The 19,395-nt window shown below is 70.8% G+C and carries 17 protein-coding genes; 12 read left to right on the top strand and 5 right to left on the bottom strand.

Annotation, left to right across the window (positions count from 1 at the left end):
- The first annotated feature begins 236 nt into the window (after nucleotides 1-236).
- The 6 genes from ftsZ (at nucleotide 237) to JO379_RS09220 (ending at nucleotide 5,336) form a co-directional block, all read left to right on the top strand.
- A complete protein-coding gene (gene ftsZ / locus JO379_RS09245; RefSeq protein ID WP_130877324.1) occupies nucleotides 237-1,478 on the top strand; it encodes a cell division protein FtsZ in 1,242 nt (413 codons plus the stop codon).
- Nucleotides 1,479-1,506: 28 nt separating this feature from the next.
- Complete coding sequence (gene pgeF / locus JO379_RS09240; RefSeq protein ID WP_130877323.1) at nucleotides 1,507-2,274, top strand: peptidoglycan editing factor PgeF; 768 nt, start codon at nucleotides 1,507-1,509, stop codon at nucleotides 2,272-2,274.
- Nucleotides 2,271-3,002, top strand: a complete 732-nt coding sequence (locus tag JO379_RS09235; protein ID WP_209514560.1) for a YggS family pyridoxal phosphate-dependent enzyme — start codon at nucleotides 2,271-2,273, stop codon at nucleotides 3,000-3,002. Before pgeF ends, JO379_RS09235 begins: the two co-directional genes overlap by 4 nt.
- A 123-nt stretch (nucleotides 3,003-3,125) precedes the next feature.
- The gene (locus JO379_RS09230; RefSeq protein WP_130877828.1) at nucleotides 3,126-3,728 is read left to right on the top strand and encodes a cell division protein SepF; all 603 of its coding nucleotides are present in this window, start codon (nucleotides 3,126-3,128) and stop codon (nucleotides 3,726-3,728) included.
- A gap of 74 nt (nucleotides 3,729-3,802) precedes the next feature.
- On the top strand, nucleotides 3,803-4,093 hold the full coding sequence (locus tag JO379_RS09225) for a YggT family protein (RefSeq protein WP_130877321.1): 291 nt from the start codon (nucleotides 3,803-3,805) through the stop codon (nucleotides 4,091-4,093).
- A gap of 49 nt (nucleotides 4,094-4,142) precedes the next feature.
- Nucleotides 4,143-5,336 (top strand): DivIVA domain-containing protein, encoded by a 1,194-nt coding sequence (locus JO379_RS09220; RefSeq protein ID WP_130877320.1) that lies wholly within the window; start codon nucleotides 4,143-4,145, stop codon nucleotides 5,334-5,336.
- 185 nt (nucleotides 5,337-5,521) lie between these two features.
- Here the strand turns inward: JO379_RS09220 and ileS are convergent, their stop codons facing one another.
- Nucleotides 5,522-8,665 (bottom strand): isoleucine--tRNA ligase, encoded by a 3,144-nt coding sequence (gene ileS, locus JO379_RS09215; RefSeq protein WP_209514557.1) that lies wholly within the window; start codon nucleotides 8,663-8,665, stop codon nucleotides 5,522-5,524.
- Nucleotides 8,666-9,132: 467 nt separating this feature from the next.
- Between ileS and JO379_RS09210 the strand changes: the two genes are divergently transcribed.
- From JO379_RS09210 to JO379_RS09190, 5 genes are all read left to right on the top strand, one after another.
- The gene (locus JO379_RS09210) at nucleotides 9,133-10,122 is read left to right on the top strand and encodes a TraR/DksA family transcriptional regulator (RefSeq protein WP_209514555.1); all 990 of its coding nucleotides are present in this window, start codon (nucleotides 9,133-9,135) and stop codon (nucleotides 10,120-10,122) included.
- Nucleotides 10,123-10,199: 77 nt separating this feature from the next.
- Nucleotides 10,200-10,775, top strand: coding sequence for a signal peptidase II (lspA, locus tag JO379_RS09205; protein WP_130877317.1), 576 nt, complete (start codon nucleotides 10,200-10,202; stop codon nucleotides 10,773-10,775).
- A 102-nt stretch (nucleotides 10,776-10,877) separates the two neighbouring features.
- Nucleotides 10,878-11,819: an RluA family pseudouridine synthase gene (locus tag JO379_RS09200; protein ID WP_209514553.1), complete on the top strand. Its 942-nt coding sequence runs from the start codon at nucleotides 10,878-10,880 to the stop codon at nucleotides 11,817-11,819.
- Entirely contained in the window at nucleotides 11,816-12,298 is a 483-nt protein-coding gene (locus JO379_RS09195; RefSeq protein WP_242625990.1) for a GNAT family N-acetyltransferase, read from the top strand. The genes JO379_RS09200 and JO379_RS09195 overlap by 4 nt, the downstream gene beginning before the upstream one ends.
- Before the next feature lie 115 nt (nucleotides 12,299-12,413).
- Nucleotides 12,414-14,003, top strand: a complete 1,590-nt coding sequence (locus JO379_RS09190) for a Na+/H+ antiporter (protein WP_130877314.1) — start codon at nucleotides 12,414-12,416, stop codon at nucleotides 14,001-14,003.
- A 174-nt stretch (nucleotides 14,004-14,177) separates the two neighbouring features.
- Here JO379_RS09190 and JO379_RS09185 read toward each other — a convergent pair whose 3' ends face one another.
- Nucleotides 14,178-15,281 carry a mechanosensitive ion channel family protein gene (locus JO379_RS09185; RefSeq protein WP_130877827.1) on the bottom strand — a complete coding sequence of 368 codons (1,104 nt, stop codon included), beginning with the start codon at nucleotides 15,279-15,281 and terminating at the stop codon, nucleotides 14,178-14,180.
- A 114-nt stretch (nucleotides 15,282-15,395) separates the two neighbouring features.
- On the opposite strand from JO379_RS09185, the gene JO379_RS09180 reads away from it, so the two are divergent.
- A complete protein-coding gene (locus tag JO379_RS09180; protein ID WP_209514551.1) occupies nucleotides 15,396-15,983 on the top strand; it encodes a dienelactone hydrolase family protein in 588 nt (195 codons plus the stop codon).
- A gap of 18 nt (nucleotides 15,984-16,001) precedes the next feature.
- On the opposite strand, the gene JO379_RS09175 is transcribed toward JO379_RS09180, so the two are convergent.
- The 3 genes from JO379_RS09175 to JO379_RS09165 form a co-directional block, all read right to left on the bottom strand.
- Entirely contained in the window at nucleotides 16,002-17,678 is a 1,677-nt protein-coding gene (locus tag JO379_RS09175; RefSeq protein ID WP_130877312.1) for an alkaline phosphatase D family protein, read from the bottom strand.
- Nucleotides 17,679-17,799: 121 nt separating this feature from the next.
- Nucleotides 17,800-18,645, bottom strand: coding sequence for a thioredoxin domain-containing protein (locus JO379_RS09170; protein ID WP_130877311.1), 846 nt, complete (start codon nucleotides 18,643-18,645; stop codon nucleotides 17,800-17,802).
- Nucleotides 18,646-18,694: 49 nt separating this feature from the next.
- Nucleotides 18,695-19,384 (bottom strand): hypothetical protein, encoded by a 690-nt coding sequence (locus tag JO379_RS09165; protein ID WP_209518608.1) that lies wholly within the window; start codon nucleotides 19,382-19,384, stop codon nucleotides 18,695-18,697.
- Nucleotides 19,385-19,395: the final 11 nt, after the last annotated feature.

Genomic DNA, 19,395 nt, shown 5'->3' with positions numbered 1-19,395 from the left:
GGATCCGGGCCCGCCAGCACCCTGGTTGGCTACGACTATGGGTGATCACATAGGGTGAAAAGAAAAACGGGAGGTTCGGCGTGTTCATTGAACGCGCACCGCTTGTCGACTTAGTGTCCTGTTCAGAGAACCCAGACAACAGTGACACCGGTAACCCTAAACTTCAACGTTAGGGTTCGGGTCGGCATTGAGAACCGCCCCCAGGCATACGTAACTCGAGGCGAGAGGCCTTCGACGTGGCAGCACCGCAGAACTACCTCGCAGTCATCAAGGTCGTCGGTATCGGCGGCGGTGGCGTGAACGCCATCAACCGGATGATCGAGGTCGGTCTCAAGGGCGTCGAGTTCATCGCGATCAACACCGATGCGCAGGCTCTCCTGATGAGCGACGCCGACGTCAAGCTCGACGTCGGCCGGGAGCTCACCCGCGGCCTCGGCGCCGGCGCCAACCCCGACGTCGGCCGCAAGGCCGCCGAAGACCACCGCGAGGAGATCGAGGAGGTCCTCAAGGGGGCCGACATGGTCTTCGTGACCGCGGGCGAGGGCGGCGGCACCGGCACCGGTGGCGCCCCCGTCGTCGCCAACATCGCCCGCTCGCTGGGCGCCCTGACGATCGGTGTGGTCACCCGCCCGTTCACCTTCGAGGGCCGCCGCCGCGCCAACCAGGCGGAGGACGGCATCGCGGGGCTGCGCGACGAGGTCGACACCCTCATCGTCATCCCCAACGACCGACTGCTGTCCATCTCGGACCGTCAGGTGAGCGTGCTCGACGCGTTCAAGTCGGCCGACCAGGTGCTGCTCTCGGGTGTCCAGGGCATCACCGACCTGATCACCACCCCGGGCCTGATCAACCTCGACTTCGCCGACGTCAAGTCCGTGATGTCCGAGGCCGGCTCGGCGCTCATGGGCATCGGCTCGGCGCGCGGCGACGACCGCGCGGTGGCCGCCGCGGAGATGGCGATCTCCTCGCCGCTCCTGGAGGCGTCCATCGACGGCGCCCGCGGTGTGCTGCTCTCCATCTCCGGCGGCTCCGACCTCGGTCTCTTCGAGATCAACGAGGCGGCGCAGCTGGTCAGCGAGGCCGCGCACCCCGAGGCCAACATCATCTTCGGCGCCGTCATCGACGACGCCCTCGGCGACGAGGTCCGGGTCACGGTCATCGCGGCAGGCTTCGACGGCGGCCAGCCGCCGGCCAAGGGCAGCCGCGACAAGGTGCTCGGCTCCTCCTACGGCGGCCGCGAGGAGAGCGCGCCGGCCACGTCGGCCCCGAGCCGGCCGGCCGAGCGGTCCGAGCCGTCCCGCCCGTCCTTCGGCGGACTCGGCAGCGTGACCCCGCGCACCGAGGAGCCGGTCCCGTCCGACCCGAGCCCGGTCAACGAGATCCCGGCGCCGCCGGTCTCCTCGCCGCAGGTCCCGCCGGCCCGTCCGTACCAGGACTCGACCGCCGAGGAACTGGATGTTCCCGACTTCCTGAAGTAGACCGGCGGCAGCGAGTGAGCGGCCCCCAGTGATAGGGCAACAGCACGCAGTGACATCCGAAGAGCACGCGAGCGGCGCGCACTTCGCCTTCACCGACAGGTGGGGCGGGGTGAGCGCCGCTCCGTATGACGAGCTGAATCTCGGCGGCGCGGTCGGGGACGACCCCGCGGCCGTAGCGACCAATCGCGAGCGGACGGCGAAGGCACTCGGCCTCGACCCGGCCGCGGTGGTCTGGATGAACCAGGTGCACGGCCGGGACGTGGCCGTGGTCGACGGGCCGTGGCACGGCTCCGGTTCCACCGCCCCGATCCCGGCCGTCGACGCGTTGGTGACCGCCCGCCGGGGTCTCGCCCTCGCGGTGCTGACCGCGGACTGCACCCCCGTTCTGCTCGCGGACCCCGTCGCCGGGGTCGCGGGAGCGGCCCACGCCGGACGCCCGGGCCTGGTCGCGGGAGTCGTCCCGGCGGTCGTCGAGTCGATGACCGCGCTCGGCGCGGAACCCGACCGGATCGTCGCCCGGCTCGGCCCCTCGGTCTGCGGACTCTGCTACGAGGTGCCCGAGGAGATGCGCGCCGAGGTCGCGAAGTCGGTGCCCGAGGCCTGGGCCACCACCCGCCAGGGCACCCCGGCGGTGGATGTCGCGGCCGGGGTCCGGGCCCAACTCGCCCGGCTCGGCGTTCAGATCAGCGGACAATCTCACATTTGCACGCTGGAGTCGAAGGACCATTTCTCGTACCGCCGCGAGCGCACCACGGGGCGACTCGCGAGTTATGTCTGGTTGGACGCCGAGCTGTGACGGACCGTAGAACGCAACTGGCCCAGAACCTGGCGCAGGTGGAGGAACGTATCTCCTCCGCCTGCGCGGCCGTCGGCCGCGAGCGGGAGGAGGTGACCCTGATCGTGGTCACCAAGACCTACCCCGCGAGCGACGTCCGGCTCCTCGCCGAGCTGGGTGTCCGTCACGTCGCGGAGAACCGCGACCAGGACGCGGCCCCCAAAGCCGCCGAATGCTCGGATTTGCCCCTTAGCTGGCACTTCGTCGGTCAGCTGCAGACCAACAAGGTCCGGTCCGTGGCGAATTACGCTGATGTGGTGCAGTCGGTTGACCGGCTCAAGCTGGTCAACTCCCTCTCCGCGGCGGCCGTCCGGTCCGGTCGTAAGCTCGACTGCCTGATTCAGGTGGCACTTGACGCCGAGTCGGGACAGACCGGGCGGAAGACGGCGGATCGCGGCGGCGCCGCGCCGGACGAAGTGGCGGCGCTCGCCGACGCTCTCGCCGAAGCCGAAGGGCTGCGGCCGGCCGGGCTGATGACGGTCGCTCCGCTCGTCGGACCATATGCGGGACGGCAACGGGCCGCCTTCGACCGGCTGATGGAAATCGCAACGGACCTGCGCTCGGCCCATCCTGCTGCGAACATGGTGTCAGCAGGGATGAGCGCGGACCTCGAGGATGCCGTTGCTGCCGGGGCGACACATGTACGTGTCGGCACAGCGGTACTCGGAGTCCGACCCAGGCTCCGGTAACGTCGCCAAGAAGTCGGACCACAGCAGAAAATATGGTCATTACCGTCAAAAGACGGACAGACCAAGTGGATCCAAGGCGCCCGTTGGCGGAGCCGATCCACCACAGAGCGGAGGACGCAGAGAATGGCCGGCGCGATGCGCAAGATGGCGGTCTACCTCGGCCTCGTGGAGGACGATGGGTACGACGGCCCGGGGTTCGACCCCGACGACGAGTTCGAGCCCGAGCCGGAACCCGATCGGCGCCGGCAGCAACACCAGCCACAACAGACGCAATCGGACGAACCGGTTCGAGTCGCCCAGCCCCCTGCCCAGCGCGAACCCGCTCCGCTCGTAGCGGAAACGGGACGACCCGCGCGAATCGCCCCCGTGGCGTCCATCACACCAGAACGCCACTCTTTGGAGAAGAACGCACCGGTGATCATGCCCAAGGTTGTGTCCGAGCGGGAGCCCTACCGCATCACGACATTGCACCCCCGGACCTACAACGAGGCCCGTACCATCGGGGAACACTTCCGTGAGGGCACCCCGGTGATCATGAATTTGACGGAGATGGACGACACCGACGCGAAGCGACTTGTCGACTTCGCCGCCGGTCTGGTCTTCGGTCTGCACGGGAGCATCGAGCGGGTGACGCAGAAGGTGTTTCTGCTGTCTCCTGCTAACGTCGATGTCACGGCGGAGGACAAGGCCCGTATCGCAGAGGGCGGGTTCTTCAACCAGAGCTGAGACGCAACACCGGGCAAACCGGGTGAAACGGCCAACAGGCCGAGTACGGGCAAGGGGAGAGGGAAGCGCGGGAGATGGACATCGCACTGCAGGTGATCTACATCGCGCTGTATTGCTTCCTGGTTGTGCTGATCTTCCGATTGGTGATGGATTACGTCTTCCAGTTCGCCCGCTCATGGCAACCCGGTAAGGCGATGGTGGTCGTTCTGGAGGCCACCTACACTGTCACCGATCCGCCACTCAAGCTTCTGCGGCGGTTCATTCCGCCGCTGCGTCTCGGGGGCGTGGCGCTCGACCTGTCCTTCTTCGTATTGATGATCATCGTCTACATCCTGATCGCCGTCGTCAGGCGGGTGTTGGTGTGAACGATACGGTCTTGCCGGTTGCCGACGACTACGTTGAGGTGAAGAAGAGATGCCGTTGACCCCCGAGGACGTGCGGAACAAGCAGTTCACGACCGTCCGTCTCCGAGAAGGCTATGACGAGGACGAGGTCGATGCCTTCCTGGACGAGGTCGAGGCCGAACTGACCCGTCTGCTGCGGGAGAACGAGGACCTGCGCGCCAAGCTGGCCGCGGCCACGCGGGCCGCCGCGCAGAACCAGCAGCAGGGAATGCGCAAGCCCGAGCAGCAGGACCAGCGACCGGGCGCTCCGGTGCCCGCCGCCATATCCGGACCGCAGCCGGTGCCGCAGCAGCAGCAGATGGGCGGCCCGCCGCAGCTTCCGGGCGGTGCCCCGCAGCTGCCGGCTGGCCCCAGCGGTCACGGCCACGGCCCGCAGGGTCCCCACGGTCCGGGTCCCATGGGACAGAACGGTCCGATGGGCGGCCCCATGGGCGGTCCGATGGGACAGAACGGTCCCATGGGGCAGAACGGCCCGATGGGTCAGAACGGCATGGGTCAGAACGGTCCCGGTCCCATGGGCCAGGGCATGGGCCAGAACGGCCCGATGGGCGGCCCCGGCCAGCAGATGCAGCAGCAGGGCCAGGGTCCGGGCGGCGACAGTGCCGCTCGTGTGCTCTCGCTCGCGCAGCAGACCGCCGACCAGGCGATCGCGGAGGCCCGTTCCGAGGCCAACAAGATCGTCGGCGAGGCACGCAGCCGCGCCGAGGGCCTGGAGCGGGACGCCCGCGCCAAGGCCGACGCGCTGGAGCGGGACGCGCAGGAAAAGCACCGCGTCGCGATGGGCTCCCTGGAGTCCGCTCGCGCCACGCTGGAGCGCAAGGTCGAGGACCTGCGCGGCTTCGAGCGCGAGTACCGCACCCGGCTGAAGTCCTACCTGGAGAGCCAGCTGCGCCAGCTGGAGAACCAGGCGGACGACTCGCTCGCCCCGCCCCGTACCCCGGCGACCGCGTCGCTGCCGGCGGCCCCCTCGATGAGCGGGTCCATGGCCTCGGCCGGTGCGGGCATGGGTGGCCACAGCATGGGCGGCAACCCGTCCATGGGCGGCCACGGCGGTGCGACGGGTGCCCCGTCGTACGGCGGTCAGCAGCAGATGTCCCCGGCGATGACGCAGCCGATGGCACCGGTCCGGCCGCAGGGCCAGCAGCCGATGCAGCAGGCTCCGTCCCCGATGCGCGGCTTCCTGATCGACGAGGACGACAACTAAACGCTCGGCGCCACGCGTCGGCAAACAACGGGCCGGGCCCGGGACTTCATGTCCCGGGCCCGGCCCGTTTTTCGTCGCCGCCCGCCCGCCGTGCGCATCGCGGTACGACAAAACCCGGTGTGCCGGGGGGCCTTGGCCCCCGGCACACCGGGTCGGGTCGTCAGGCGGCAGGCGCCGCCCGGGAGTTACGCCTTACGGAGGCGGAACGTCAGGCCGAGGCCCTCGTCCTCGAACGACTCGCCGTAGGAGTCGTCGCCCTCGCCCTGGGCGAAGTCGAGCGCGAGGACCTCGTCCGCGATCAGGCCCGCGTGCTCGGCCAGCGCCCCGGCCGTCTCGGCGTCCGGCGCGGACCAGCGGACCGCGATCCGGTCGGCGACGTCCAGGCCGCTGTTCTTACGGGCCTCCTGGATCAGCCGGATCGCGTCACGGGCGAGACCGGCACGACGCAGCTCCGGGGTGATCTCCAGGTCCAGCGCCACGGTCGCACCCGAGTCGGAGGCCACCGACCAGCCCTCGCGGGGGGTCTCGGTGATGATGACCTCGTCGGGGGAGAGGGAGACGTCCTCCCCCTCGACCACCACCGAGGCGGTGCCCTCGCGCAGGGCCAGCGACAGCGCGGCGGCGTCCGCCTCGGCGACGGCCTTGGCCACCGCCTGGACGCCCTTGCCGAACCGCTTGCCCAGGGCACGGAAGTTGGCCTTGGCCGTGGTGTCGACCAGCGAACCGCCGACCTCGCTCAGCGAGGCCAGGGACGAGACGTTCAGCTCCTCGGCGATCTGCGCCCGCAGCTCGGCGCCCAGCGACTCGAAGCCGGCGGCCGCGACCAGCGCGCGGGACAGCGGCTGACGGGTCTTGACGCCCGACTCGGCGCGCGTGGCGCGGCCGAGCTCGACCAGGCGCCGCACGAGCAGCATCTGCTGGGACAGCGTCGGGTCGATGAGGGCGGTGTCCGCCTTCGGCCAGGTGGAGAGGTGGACCGATGCCGGGGCCTCGGAGTCGACGGGCACGATCAGGTCCTGCCACACCCGCTCGGTGATGAAGGGCACCAGCGGGGCCATCAGACGGGTGACCGTCTCGACGACCTCGTGCAGCGTGCGCAGCGCGGCCTTGTCGCCCTGCCAGAAGCGGCGGCGCGAACGCCGCACGTACCAGTTGGACAGATCGTCCACGAAGGAGGACAGCAGCTTGCCGGCCCGCTGGGTGTCGTAGGCGTCCATGGCCTGCGTGACCTCGTCGGTCAGCGCGTTGAGCTCGCTGAGCAGCCAGCGGTCCAGCAGCGGCCGCTCGGCGGCGGCCGGGTCGGCGGCGGACGGCGCCCAGCCCGAGGTCCGGGCGTACAGCGCCTGGAAGGCGACCGTGTTCCAGTAGGTGAGGAGCGTCTTGCGGACGACCTCCTGGATCGTGCCGTGCCCGACGCGGCGCGCGGCCCACGGGGAACCGCCGGCCGCCATGAACCAGCGGACGGCGTCGGCGCCGTGCTGGTCCATCAGCGGGATCGGCTGGAGGATGTTGCCCAGGTGCTTGGACATCTTCCGGCCGTCCTCGGCGAGGATGTGGCCGAGGCAGACGACGTTCTCGTAGCTCGACTTGTCGAAGACGAGTGTGCCGACCGCCATCAGGGTGTAGAACCAGCCGCGCGTCTGGTCGATGGCCTCCGAGATGAACTGCGCCGGGTAGCGCTTCTCGAAGATCTCCTTGTTCTGGTACGGGTAGCCCCACTGCGCGAACGGCATCGAACCGGAGTCGTACCAGGCGTCGATGACCTCCGGCACGCGGACGGCGGTGTGCGAGCAGCCGTCGGCGGTGCAGGTGAAGGTGACGTCGTCGATGTACGGGCGGTGCGGGTCCAGTGCGCTCTGGTCGGTGCCGGTCAGCTCGCCGAGCTCGGCCAGCGAGCCGACGCAGGTGAGGTGGTTGTCCTCGCAGCGCCAGATGGGCAGCGGGGTGCCCCAGTAGCGGTTGCGGGAGAGCGCCCAGTCGATGTTGTTGTTCAGCCAGTCGCCGAAGCGGCCGTGCTTGACCGACTCGGGGAACCAGTTGGTCTTCTCGTTCTCCTCGAGAAGGCGGTCCTTCACGGCGGTGGTGCGGATGTACCAGGACGGCTGCGCGTAGTAGAGCAGCGCGGTGTGGCAGCGCCAGCAGTGCGGGTAGCTGTGCTCGTAGGCGATGTGCTTGAAGAGCAGACCGCGCTCGGAGAGGTCCGCGACGAGCTTCTCGTCGGCCTTCTTGAAGAACTCGCCGCCGACGAGGGCGAGGCCCTCCTCGAAGGTGCCGTCCGGGCGGACCGGGTTCACGACCGGCAGGCCGTAGGCGCGGCAGGTCTTGAGGTCGTCCTCACCGAAGGCGGGGGCCTGGTGGACGAGGCCGGTGCCGTCCTCGGTCGTCACGTACTCGGCGTTGACGACGAAGTTGGCGTCCTCCAGCTCGACCAGGTCGAACGGGCGGCGGTAGGCCCAGCGCTCCATCTCGCGGCCGGTGAAGGACTGGCCGGTGGCGGTCCAGCCCTCGCCGAGGGACTTCTCCAGCAGCGGCTCGGCGACGACCAGCTTCTCGTTGCCGTCGGTGGCCACGACATAGGTGACGTCCGGGTGTGCGGCGGCGGCGACGTTGGAGACGAGCGTCCACGGGGTGGTCGTCCACACCAGCAGCGCCGCCTCGCCCGCGAGCGGGCCGGAGGTCAGCGGGAAGCGGACGAAGACGGACGGGTCCACGACCGTCTCGTAGCCCTGCGCCAGCTCGTGGTCCGACAGGCCGGTGCCGCAGCGGGGGCACCAGGGGGCGACGCGGTGGTCCTGGACCAGCAGCCCCTTGTTGAAGATCTCCTTCAGCGACCACCACACGGACTGCACGTACGCGGGGTCCATCGTGCGGTACGCGTCGTCCAGGTCGACCCAATAGCCCATGCGGGTGGTCAGCTCGGTGAACGCGTCGGTGTGGCGGGTCACGGACTCCCGGCACTTCGCGTTGAACTCGGCGATGCCGTACTTCTCGATGTCCTGCTTGCCGTTGAAGCCCAGCTCCTTCTCCACCGCCAGCTCGACCGGCAGGCCGTGGCAGTCCCAGCCGGCCTTGCGGCCGACGTGGTAGCCCTGCATGGTGCGGAAGCGGGGGAAGACGTCCTTGAAGACGCGGGCCTCGATGTGGTGCGCGCCCGGCATGCCGTTGGCGGTCGGGGGGCCCTCGTAGAAGACCCACTCGGGGCGGCCCTCGGACTGCTCGAGGGTGCGGGCGAAGACCTTGTTCTCCCGCCAGAAGTCGAGCACGGCGTGCTCGAGGGCGGGTAGGTCGACCTGGGCGGGCACCTGGCGGTACTGCGGCTGCGGATTCATCTGGGTCTGCCTCCGGCGGAACGTCATTGCGCTGTCGCGCTCTCCGTCGGAGGGACGAGAGCCACTCGCTCCCGCGGTACCACCCTCCTTGGCCGCAGGCAGCACGCCTGTGGCCCCCTCATTGGGCCGCGACACCGGTTCTACTGACCCCGCGGGGCGTTCTTCCGGCGGCTCGGGGGTGATCTTCACACCGCGCACACCTCCGGGCTCGCACCGTCCCCGGATCGCTCATGGCTGCGTGCGGCGCTACTCGTCCCTTCCACGCCTTTCGCTGCGCCCAGTGTAAAGGGCCACACCGAGGACGGCCGACCGAATTTCCCCTGCCGGCCGCGGCCCGCCGATTACAGGGCCGGGTGCGGGGCACAAGGGTTGAGACCGGCGTGGCCCGTTGCCGCGTGCCCGGAGCCGATTTATCGTTCCGGCACGATTCGCGCGCAAGATCATAAAATGTGAAGGGGTCGCGGGCCATGGTGGCGAAGAAGTCCGTGAAGACGGCCGCACCGGCCAAGAAGGCCGCGCCCGCGGCCGGGAAGACCACCAGGACCGCTCCCGCTCCGGCCACCGCCAAGAAGGCCGCTCCGGCCAAGAAGGCCGCCCCCGCGAAGAAGGCTCCGGCCAAGAAGGTCGCAGCCACGAAGGCCCCGGCCACGAAGGTCCCCGCCACGAAGGCCGTAGCCAAGAAGGCGACGACGAAGACCGCACCGGTGAAGAAGACCGCGACCGCGAAGGCCGCGCCTGCGAAGGCCGCCAAGAAGACGATCACCAAGGCTGCGTCCAAGACCGCGGCCAAGACCACGGCCAAGACCACGGCCAAAACCGCCGACAAGGCCGCGACCAAGACCCACACCACGGCCAAGGCCGCGACCAAGATCTCCACCAGGGCCGCGGCCGAGAAGGCCGCGCCCGCCGAGGCCACGGCCGTACAGGCCGACCCGGCCGTTCAAGCCGCGCGAGCGGCATCCGCCAAGAAGACGGGAGACAGGACGGTGGCCGTGAAGAAGACCATGAGCGAGGCGCAGGCCGGGACGACGGTGCCGGGGGCCCGGGCGGGCGCCGCGGAGGCCGGGGCCCTCGCCGTACGCCCCGGCGAGGAGCCCTGGTCGCCCGAGGAGGTGGCCGAGGCCCGGACGGACCTGCGGGGCGAGGTCCTCCGGCTGCGGACCGAGATCGAAGCCGCCCAGGAGGCGATCAGCGGCCTGATGCGCGACTCGGGCGACGGCGCGGGCGACGACCAGGCCGACACCGGCACCAAGAACATCACCCGCGAGCACGAGCTGGCCCTGGCCGCCAACGCGCGGGAGATGCTGGAGCAGACCGAGCGGGCGCTGGAGCGGCTCGACGCCGGTACGTACGGGATCTGTGAGAACTGTGGCAATCCCATCGGGAAGGCCCGGATGCAGGCCTTCCCGCGGGCCACGCTGTGTGTCGAGTGCAAGCAGCGTCAGGAACGTCGCTGACCGGGCGCCCACGCCGTGCCGTACCCTCGACCTCAGCCAGGCAGGGCCCTGGCGTGGGACGACGTCGAGGGACTCACGTGACAGAGGCGGAACAGGCCACCGGTATGCCGGAGGGCGCCGACGGGGCCGGAGAGGCGACGGCCGGCGAGAACAGCGCGGCCAAGGGCAAGCGGCGGATCGGCGTGCTCGTCTCGGTCGCCGCTTTCGCCTACCTGCTCGATCTGCTCAGCAAGCTCCTCGTGGTGGCCAAGCTGGAGCACCACGATCCGATCCAGGTGTTCGGCACCTGGCTCCAGTTCAACGTGATCCGCAACCGCGGCGCGGCCTTCGGTATCGGCGAGGCGATGACCATCGTCTTCACCGTGATCGCCACCGCCGTGATCGTGGTCATCGCGCGCCTCGCCCGCAAGCTCTACAGCCTGCCGTGGGCCATCGCGCTCGGCCTGCTGCTCGGCGGCGCCTTCGGCAACCTCACCGACCGGCTCTTCCGGTCCCCCGGCGGCTTCGAGGGCGGGGTGGTGGACTTCATCGCCCCCGCGCACTTCGCGGTCTTCAACCTCGCCGACTCCGCGATCGTCTGCGGCGGCTTCCTGATCGTGATCCTCTCCTTCCGCGGCCTGGACCCGGACGGCACCGTCCACACCGACGACTGACCGCCTGCCGCACGCCCGGCGGCCCGGTCCCGGGCGGACCGGGGCCGCCGCCGCCCGGGACGGGCGTTCGGGCGGGTCCGGCCCGTCCGGCATACTCGACGGGTGAGCACCATTCCCGAGATCCGCGCCCTTCCCGTCCCCGATGGCCTCGAAGGCGAGCGCGTCGACGCCGCCATCGCCCGCATGTTCGGTTTCTCCCGCACCAAGGCGGCCGAACTCGCGGCCGCGGGCAAGGTCCAGCTCGACGGAGCCGAGGCCGGGAAGTCCGACCGGGTCACCGGCGGGGCCTGGCTGGAGGTCGAGATGCCCGCCGCGCCCGCGCCGGTGCAGATCGTCGCGGAGCCCGTGGAGGGCATGGAGATCGTCCACGACGACGACGACATCGTCGTGATCGTCAAGCCGGTCGGCGTCGCCGCGCACCCGAGCCCCGGCTGGACCGGTACCACCGTCATCGGCGGTCTCGCCGCCGCCGGCTACCGCATCTCCACCTCGGGCGCGTCCGAGCGCCAGGGCATCGTGCACCGCCTGGACGTGGGCACCTCCGGCCTGATGGTCGTCGCCAAGTCCGAGCGCGCCTACACCCTGCTCAAGCAGCAGTTCCGCGAGCGCACGGTCGACAAGCGCTACCACTCGCTGGTCCAGGGCCACCCGGACCCGATGAGCGGCACCATCGACGCCCCCATCGGCCGCCACCCCAACCACGACTACAAGTGGGCCGTCACCGCCGAGGGCAAGCCGTCGGTGACCCACTACGACCTCATCGAGGCGTTCCGGGCCGCCAGCCTCCTCGACATCAAGCTGGAGACCGGCCGTACGCACCAGATCCGGGTGCACATGGCCGCGCACCGGCACCCCTGCGTCGGTGACCTCACCTACGGCGCCGACCCGACCCTCGCCAAGCGGCTCGGCCTCACCCGGCAGTGGCTGCACGCCATGCGGCTCGGCTTCGAGCACCCCGAGGACGGGCGATGGGTGGAGTTCGAGAGCGCCTACCCCGAGGACCTGCAGCGGGCCCTGGACATCGTGCGCGCCGAAAGCTCGTGAGCCGGGACGCCCCCTGCGTCATCCGCCCGGCGGGCCCGGCGGAGCTCGCCGACTGCTTCGCCGTGCGCCGTGAGGTCTTCGTCGTGGAGCAGCGGATCCCGGAGGCGGAGGAGATGGACGCGTACGACGCCGACGCGGTCCATCTCCTGGCCACCGGCCCGGCCGGTCCCCTCGGCACGGTGCGCTTCCTGCACGGCGGGCCCGCCCGGCGGAAGTACGCCCACGCCGGCGTCGACGACGACACCACGGCCGTCCTCGGCCGGCTCGCGGTCGGCGGCGCCGCCCGGGGCACGGGCCTCGGTGCCGCGCTCGTGCGGGCGGTGGAGGACGAGGCCCGACGGCTGGGCCTGGCCCGGGTCTACCTCGAGGCACAGACGCACGCCCTCGGCTTCTACGAGCGCCTGGGGTACGCCGCGTACGGACCGGAGTTCGACGAGGGCAGCGGCATCCCGCACCGGGCGATGACCAAGTCGCTCTGAGGTGCGATCCGGATCGCACTGAGGCGCCGAAAGGCGCCCGGCATCATGGGGTTTGCCCCGTTCCATGGCAGGCTGGGGCCTGAACGTCTGTTCCCCACCCGCCCGGAGGGCCTCCGTGGACCAGCTCGCCCTGCTGTTCGTCCTGCTCATCGGGGCCGTGGTCATGGTGCCGCTCGGGGACCGGCTGGGGCTGCCGTCACCGGTGCTGATGACCCTGGGCGGGATCGCCCTCGCGCTGCTGCCGTTCGTGCCCAACGTGGACATCCCCCCGGAGTTCATCCTTCCCCTCGTGCTGCCGCCCCTGCTCTACGCCTCCGTGCAGCGCACCTCCTGGCGGCAGTTCGCGGCCAACCTGCGGCCGATCTTCCTGCTCGCCGTGGCGCTCGTCTTCGTCACGACCGCCGCCGTCGCGGCCGTCGCGGGCGCCATCGTGCCGGGCCTGCCCATCGCCGCCGCCGTCGCGCTCGGCGCGCTCGTCGCCCCGCCCGACCCCGTCGCCGCCACCGCCGTCGCGGGCTCCCTCGGGCTGCCCCGCCGCCTGGTCTCCATCCTGGAGGGCGAGGGGCTCTTCAACGACGTCACCGCCATCGTGCTCTACCACGTGGCCATCGCCGCGGCCGTCAGCGGCAGCTTCTCGCTGCCGAAGGCCGTCGCGGAGCTGGTGCTGTCCGCCGTGGTGGCCCTGGCGGTCGGGCTGGGCCTCGGCTGGGCGGCGAAGAAGCTCATGGACGTCCTCGGTGACGCGACGCTCCAGATCGGGCTCACCCTGCTGGTGCCGTTCGTCTCCTACGTCCTGGCCGAGGAGTTCAAGGGCTCCGGCGTGCTCGCCGTGCTCGTCACCGCGCTCTTCCTGGCCGAGTACGCCACGGACCCCGACGACGTCCTCGGACGGCTGGCCGGGCACACCTTCTGGGAGGTCGTCGACACCCTCGTCACCGGCGTCGCCTTCGGGCTCATCGGCCTGGAGCTCCACAACGTCTTCCACGTCGCCTCCGGCCGCTGGGGCGAGATGCTCCGGACGGGAGCCGTCGTCGTCGCGGTCGTCATCGGTGTGCGCCTGCTGTGGCTGCTGCCCGCCGCGTGGCTCGCCAAGAAGCTGCACCGGCGCAGGGACTACGACGAGGAGATCCCGATGAGCTGGCGCGAGACGGTCGTGATGTGGTGGTCCGGGATGCGCGGCGTCGCCTCCGTCGCGCTCGCCCTCGCCATCCCGCTGCGCACGGACGACGGCTTGCCCTTCCCCGCCCGCGACGAGATGCTCTTCATCGCCTTCGCCGTCATCGTCGCCACCCTCGTCGTCCAGGGGCTCACCCTGCCCTGGCTGGTCAAGCGGCTCGGCGTGGAGTCCGACACCGATGCCGAGCGGGAGCTGTCCCGGCAGCTCGCCGTGCGTGTCTCCAAGGCCGCCAAGCGCCGGCTCAAGGAGATCGAACAGGACGAGGACCTCCCCGAGGACCTCGTCGAACAGCTCCACCGGCGGGCCTACGAGGTGGGCGCCCGGATCAGCCCCGACATGGTGGACGAGGAGCGCCGCGAGGCCCACGCCCAGCGCGTCGAGCGGATCCGCACCGTCCAGCGCATCCAGAACGAGATGCTCTCCGCCGCCCGGCACGAGGTGCTGGCCGCACGCAGCGAGCCCGGCGCCGACCCGGAGGTCGTCGACCGGGTGCTGCGCCACCTGGACGTCCGGAGCCTGCGCGGCTAGCGCCTCCTGGGGTGCACCTCCGCTGCGCGGCGGTGTCCTCAATCGCCGGACGGGCTGGTTGTGGCTGAGCTCAGCCACAACCAGCCCGTCCGGCGATTGAGGACGCGCCCTCAGGGCGCTCGCCGCCGCAGGTGGCACACGCGGCCCGCAGCCGAAGCCGCCGGACCACACGCCCTAGTTCATCCCCGGCCCCGGGCCGATGTCGTCCGCCGTGGGCGGGGCCTGCCGGCGGGAGGGGGCCTCGTCCAGGCCCGGTGCCGGCGCGGTGTTGATGCGCGGCAGCGCGTACGGATGCTCCCGCCGGAGCCACTCGATGAGCTGTTCGCGCACCAGGCAGCGCAGCGTCCAGATGTCGTCGGCGTCCTTGGCCGTCACCAGCGCCCGCACCTGGATGGTCGAGGGCGTGGTGTCGGTGACCACCAGGCCCCAGGCCCGCTCGTCCCACTCGTGGCTGCTCTTGAGCACGTTGTGGAGGTGGTCGCGCAGCAGGTCTATCGGGGTCGAGTGGTCGAGGTGGAAGAACACCGTGCCCGTCATCCGGGGGTTGCCGCGCGACCAGTTCTCGAACGGCTTGCTGGTGAAGTACGACACCGGCATGGTGATCCGCCGCTCGTCCCAGGTGGTGACCACCAGATAGGTGAGCGTGATCTCCTCGACCTTGCCCCACTCGCCGTCGACCACGACCGTGTCACCGATACGGACCAGGTCGCCGAAGGCGATCTGCAGCCCGGCGAAGAGATTGCCGAGCGTGGACTGGGCCGCCACACCGGCCACGATGCCGATCACACCGGCCGACGCCAGCATCGACGTCCCCACGGTCTTCATCGCCGGGAAGGTCAGCAGCATCGCCGCCACCGCCACCACACAGACGGCGGCCGCGACGATCCGCTGGATCAGCGTGACCTGGGTGCGCACCCGGCGCACCCGGGCCGGGTCCACCGCGTGCGCGGCGTAGCGGGCGTACGTCGACTCGACCACGGCGGTGGCCACCCGGATCACCAGCCAGGCACACGCGCCGATCAGCACCAGGGTCAGCGTCTGGCCCACTCCGGCCTCATGCCCGTCGGCCACCCCGGAGGACTCGTAGCTGCCGCGCAGCAGCGCCGCGCAGAGCACCAGGCGCACCGGCAGCCGGCAGCGGCCCAGCAGGCCCCACAGTGGCATCTCGGGGTGTCGGGCGGCGATCCGGTTCAGTATCTGGTCGGCCACCCAGCCGACGACCGCCGTGATGAGCACCGCCCCACCGACGACGATGATCGGACGCAGCACGTCCTCCATGGACACGTGTGGCTCCTTCCGGCCTGCGGGTCCTCGCTGCTCTCCGGTGGGCGTCCTCCCGACCGTAACTGGCACGATGGGGGCACGCGATCCACCCGTAAGGAAGTGACTCCAGTGGCGTCCCCTACCACGATTGTCCTGTTTCATTCAGCCTTCGGGCTGCGGCCCGCGGTGCACGCCGCCGCCGAGCGCCTGCGCGCCGCCGGTCACGAGGTGCACGTTCCGGACCTTTACGACGGCCGGACGACGGACACCGTCGAGGACGGCATGAAGATCAAGGACGAGATCGGCCAGGAGGAGCTGCTGCGCCGGGCCATCACCGCGGTCGCGCCGCTGTCCGACCGGGGACTCGTCTACGCGGGCTTCTCGCTCGGCGGATCCATCGCGCAGAACCTCGCGCTGGGCGACGAGAAGGCGCGCGGCCTGCTGCTCCTGCACGGCACCTCCGACCTCGCCGAGGACGCGTCCGTCGACGAGCTGCCCGTGCAGCTGCACGTCGCGGACCCGGACCCGTTCGAGCCGCACGACTGGCTCAACGCCTGGTACCTGCGGATGCAGCGGGCGGGCGCGGACGTGGAGGTCTACCGCTACGCCGGGGCCGGGCACCTGTTCACCGACCCCGAGCTGGCGGACTACGACGCGGAGGCGGCCGAGGCCGCCTGGAAGGTCGCGCTCGGCTTCCTCGACGGCCTCGGGGAGTAGAGCCTCTCTCCAGGGGCCCTAGCCCGCGGGCGTCTTCACCCGCTCGACACGCTGGGTGCCCGTGCGGGTCCGGTAGGAGCGGGACCAGGAGGACGTGGCCTTCGGGTCCTTCTTGTCGGACAGCACGTAGTAGTCCATCTGGGCGTGCTCGGTGGTGATGTCGAGGACGCCGTAGCCGTGCGAGTCCATGTCGAGCCACTTCACATGCCGGTTGGCGGCCTTGATCGCGGTGGCGGCGGCGAGGGAGACCGTGTGCGGCGGCACGTGCAGCAGGTCGTCGATGTTGTCCGAGGTCACCGAGGTGACCACGAACTCGGTGGCCACGGACGGCGATATCGGGTACGTCGCGGCCGTGCGGGGCACATCGTTGGCCCAGGCCATGTGGATGTCGCCGGTGAGGAAGACGGTGTTGCGGATGGCGCGGTCGGCGAGGTGGGCGAGCAGCTCGCGCCGGTCGTCGGTGTATCCGTCCCACTGGTCGGTGCTGATCGTGAGGCCGCCCGTGGGCAGCCCGAGCAGCTTGGCGAGCGGCTCCAGCAGATGGGCGGGCAGGGCGCCGAAGGCCACCGGGGAGATCATCACGGAGTTGCCGACGAGGCGCCAGGTGGTGTCGGACGACGCCAGGCCCGCCTTGAGCCAGTCCAGCTGGGCCCGGCCGGTGATGCTGCGCTCGGGGTCGTCGACCGCGCCGCCCTTGGCCTGCTGCGAGCGGAACGAGCGCAGGTCCATCAGATGCAGATCGGCGAGCTTGCCGAAGCGCAGCCGCCGGTAGGTCGTGCCCTCCATGGACGGGCGGACCGGCATCCACTCGAAGTAGGCCTGCTTCGCGGCGGCCATGCGCGCGGCCCAGTCGCCCTCCGCGCCGGGCGTGTGGTTCTCGGCGCCGCCCGACCAGGCGTCGTTGGCGAACTCGTGGTCGTCCCAGATGGCCACGGTCGGGTGCGCCTGGTGCAGCGCCTGCAGATCGGGGTCGGTCTTGTAACGGCCGTGGCGGACGCGGTAGTCGGCCAGGCTGACGATCTCGTGGGCGGGGGAGTGCGGGCGCACGGTGTACTTCGCGGCGGGGTAGGTGCCGGTCCCGTACTCGTAGATGTAGTCGCCGAGGTGCAGCACCGCGTCCAGGTCTCTTCGCCCGGCGAGATGGCGGTACGCGGAGAAGTGGCCCGCTTCCCAGTTGGCGCAGGAGACCACGCCGAAGCGGACGCCCGCGGTGGCCGCGTCGTGGGCGGGGGCCGTGCGGGTGCGGGCGACGGGGGAGACGGCATCGCCGGCGGTGAAGCGGAAGTGGTAGTCGGTGGCCGGACGGAGGCCGCGGACATCGGCCTTGACGGTGTGGTCCGTCGCGGCCGTCGCGGTGGCCTTGCCGTGCGCGACGACGTGGGCGAAGGCCGCGTCCTCGGCCACCTCCCAGCGGACCTCGACGTCCGGCCCCAGCCCCGAGCCGGGAACGGCTTCGGGGGCGGGCGTGACCCGCGTCCACAACAGGACACCGTCGGGGAGCGGGTCGCCGGAGGCGACGCCGTGCAGGAAGCCGGTGGCCGCGGTGGCCCGGGCGGCGGGGGCCGCGGCGGGCGCGGGCACGGCGGGCCGCGCCTGGGCGGCGGGGGCGGTGGCCAGGGGCAGCAGGGCCGCGGTGGTGGTGGCGGCTACGGCCGTGACGGCCGTGCGGCGCGATATCGGGTCAGATGAGGTCACGGACCGTCATATTACTTTCCGGTAAAACCGGAGGTAAGGCCATGGGGCGGACGGACTCCAAGAGTTCGCCCGCCCGTCGGCCCGGCGACCACGGATCATTACCGTGGCCGCCGGTACGCGGCTACTTCTTCAGCGCCGCGTCCACCAGCGAGTTGAACTCCTGGGGCGAGCCCGGGGCGCCGCCGCCCGCGCCCGTCAGCTTCTCGCCATTGAGCTTGAAGGTGGGCGTGCCCGTGACGTCCTTGGCCTTCTTGAAGTTGTCGGCGACGGCCAGGGCCCACTTGTCGTAGGTGCCCTTCTCGACGGCGGCGTCGAAGTCCTTGTTGCCCTTGAGCTCCTTGACCGACTGGGCGATCTCGATCAGCTTGGCGTCGTCGGAGTAGGCGTCGTCCGTCTCCTGCGGGTGGTTCTTCTTGTCGAAGAGCGCCTTCTTGTACTCGAGGAAGACGTCCGGGCCGACGTTCAGCGCCGCGCCCAGCGCGCTCAGGGCGTTGCGCGAACCGGAGCCCGCGATCTGCGGGTTGTCGTCGAGGAAGGCGCCCATCGTGAACTGCGCCTTGTACTTGCCGTCCTTGATGTCCTTCAGGATGGTGTCGCCCGTGGCGGCCTCGAAGTCCGCGCAGATCGGGCAGCGCATGTCCTCGAAGATCTCGAGGGTGTTCTTCGCGTCCTTCTTGCCGATGACGATCGTGGTGCCCTTGTCACCGGTGGTGTTGGCGGGCTGCTTGTAGTCCGTCTTGTCGGACGCGGCCTTCCACGCCTTGGCGGAGACCTTGTTGTTCTTGCTGCCGTTGGTCATGTTGGTCACCGCGTAGCCGATGCCGCCGGCTATCGCGAGCACGACGACGATCGACCCGGCGACGACGAGCTGGCGGCGCGTCTTGTCCTTCTTGGCCTGCCGCTCCCGCTCGGCGCGCAGCCGCTCGCGGGCGGCCTGCTTGTTCTGCTGGTTGTTGCGGTTGCTCATGAGGTCTTCTCCGGGTGATGAACGTACGAATGAAGGGGAACGCTGGTGCTCAGGCGACTGCCGGGCACAGGGGCGGACCGCGTCGCACGACGGAGTGGACGAGCAGGGGCAGCGAGCGGGGCACGCGCGCGTGGCGCACGGGCCGCGGGCCCGCGCCCGCGGGGCGCGCGAGAGGGGCCACTGCGGCGAAGACCAGCAGCAGGGGGCGGAAGGCGAGGCCCGCGACGGCGCGCAGCAGCCGGGCCAGCGCCACCTCGCCGCGGCGCAGCCACGCGGCGGCCAGCAGACCGACCGCGATGTGCCCGGCGAGCAGCAGCCACGGGGTGGCGGACCCCGCCGCGGGGACCGCGGGGAGCGGGCCGGTGCCGCTCCGGGCGGCCATCCTGGCCAGCGGGGTGCCGAAGTCGCCGCCGCGGCAGACCAGATCGACGCCCATCGAGCGCAGCGGGCCCGCGATCGGACCGCCCGCCCGGCCGTAACAGGTGTGCTGCCCGGCGGTGAAGACGGTGTCGGCCGCCAGCTCCAGGGGGACGAGGAGGGCGGCGATCTGCCCGTAGCCCCGCTCCCGGCCGGCCAGCGCGTAGGCGATCGTGAAGAACGCGGCGGCCAGCACGGCGACCGTGGACAGCGGCAGCGGCATCCGCGAGAACAGCACATGGGAGGCGGCGGACAGCGTGAGGCAGAAAGCCGTGAAGAGCGCCGCGCGCAGTGCTCTCAGTCGAACTCCCGTCCCCTCCATGAAGCCGAAGT

The sequence above is a fragment of the Streptomyces syringium genome (genome assembly GCF_017876625.1).
Classification (GTDB): domain Bacteria; phylum Actinomycetota; class Actinomycetes; order Streptomycetales; family Streptomycetaceae; genus Streptomyces; species Streptomyces syringius.
Note: the sequence above shows the minus strand (reverse complement) of the source record. Positions and strands in the feature narration are given on the sequence as shown.

Bases quoted from the DNA above. Each gene is read 5' to 3' on its own strand.
- JO379_RS09230 (WP_130877828.1), top strand. From the start codon at position 3,126: ATGGCCGGCGCGATGCGCAAGATGGCGGTCTACCTCGGCCTCGTGGAG.
- JO379_RS09225 (WP_130877321.1), top strand. From the start codon at position 3,803: ATGGACATCGCACTGCAGGTGATCTACATCGCGCTGTATTGCTTCCTG.
- JO379_RS09220 (WP_130877320.1), top strand. From the start codon at position 4,143: ATGCCGTTGACCCCCGAGGACGTGCGGAACAAGCAGTTCACGACCGTC.
- ileS (WP_209514557.1), bottom strand. From the start codon at position 8,665: ATGAATCCGCAGCCGCAGTACCGCCAGGTGCCCGCCCAGGTCGACCTA.
- JO379_RS09210 (WP_209514555.1), top strand. From the start codon at position 9,133: ATGGTGGCGAAGAAGTCCGTGAAGACGGCCGCACCGGCCAAGAAGGCC.
- JO379_RS09185 (WP_130877827.1), bottom strand. From the start codon at position 15,281: ATGGAGGACGTGCTGCGTCCGATCATCGTCGTCGGTGGGGCGGTGCTC.
- JO379_RS09170 (WP_130877311.1), bottom strand. From the start codon at position 18,645: ATGAGCAACCGCAACAACCAGCAGAACAAGCAGGCCGCCCGCGAGCGG.
- JO379_RS09165 (WP_209518608.1), bottom strand. From the start codon at position 19,384: ATGGAGGGGACGGGAGTTCGACTGAGAGCACTGCGCGCGGCGCTCTTC.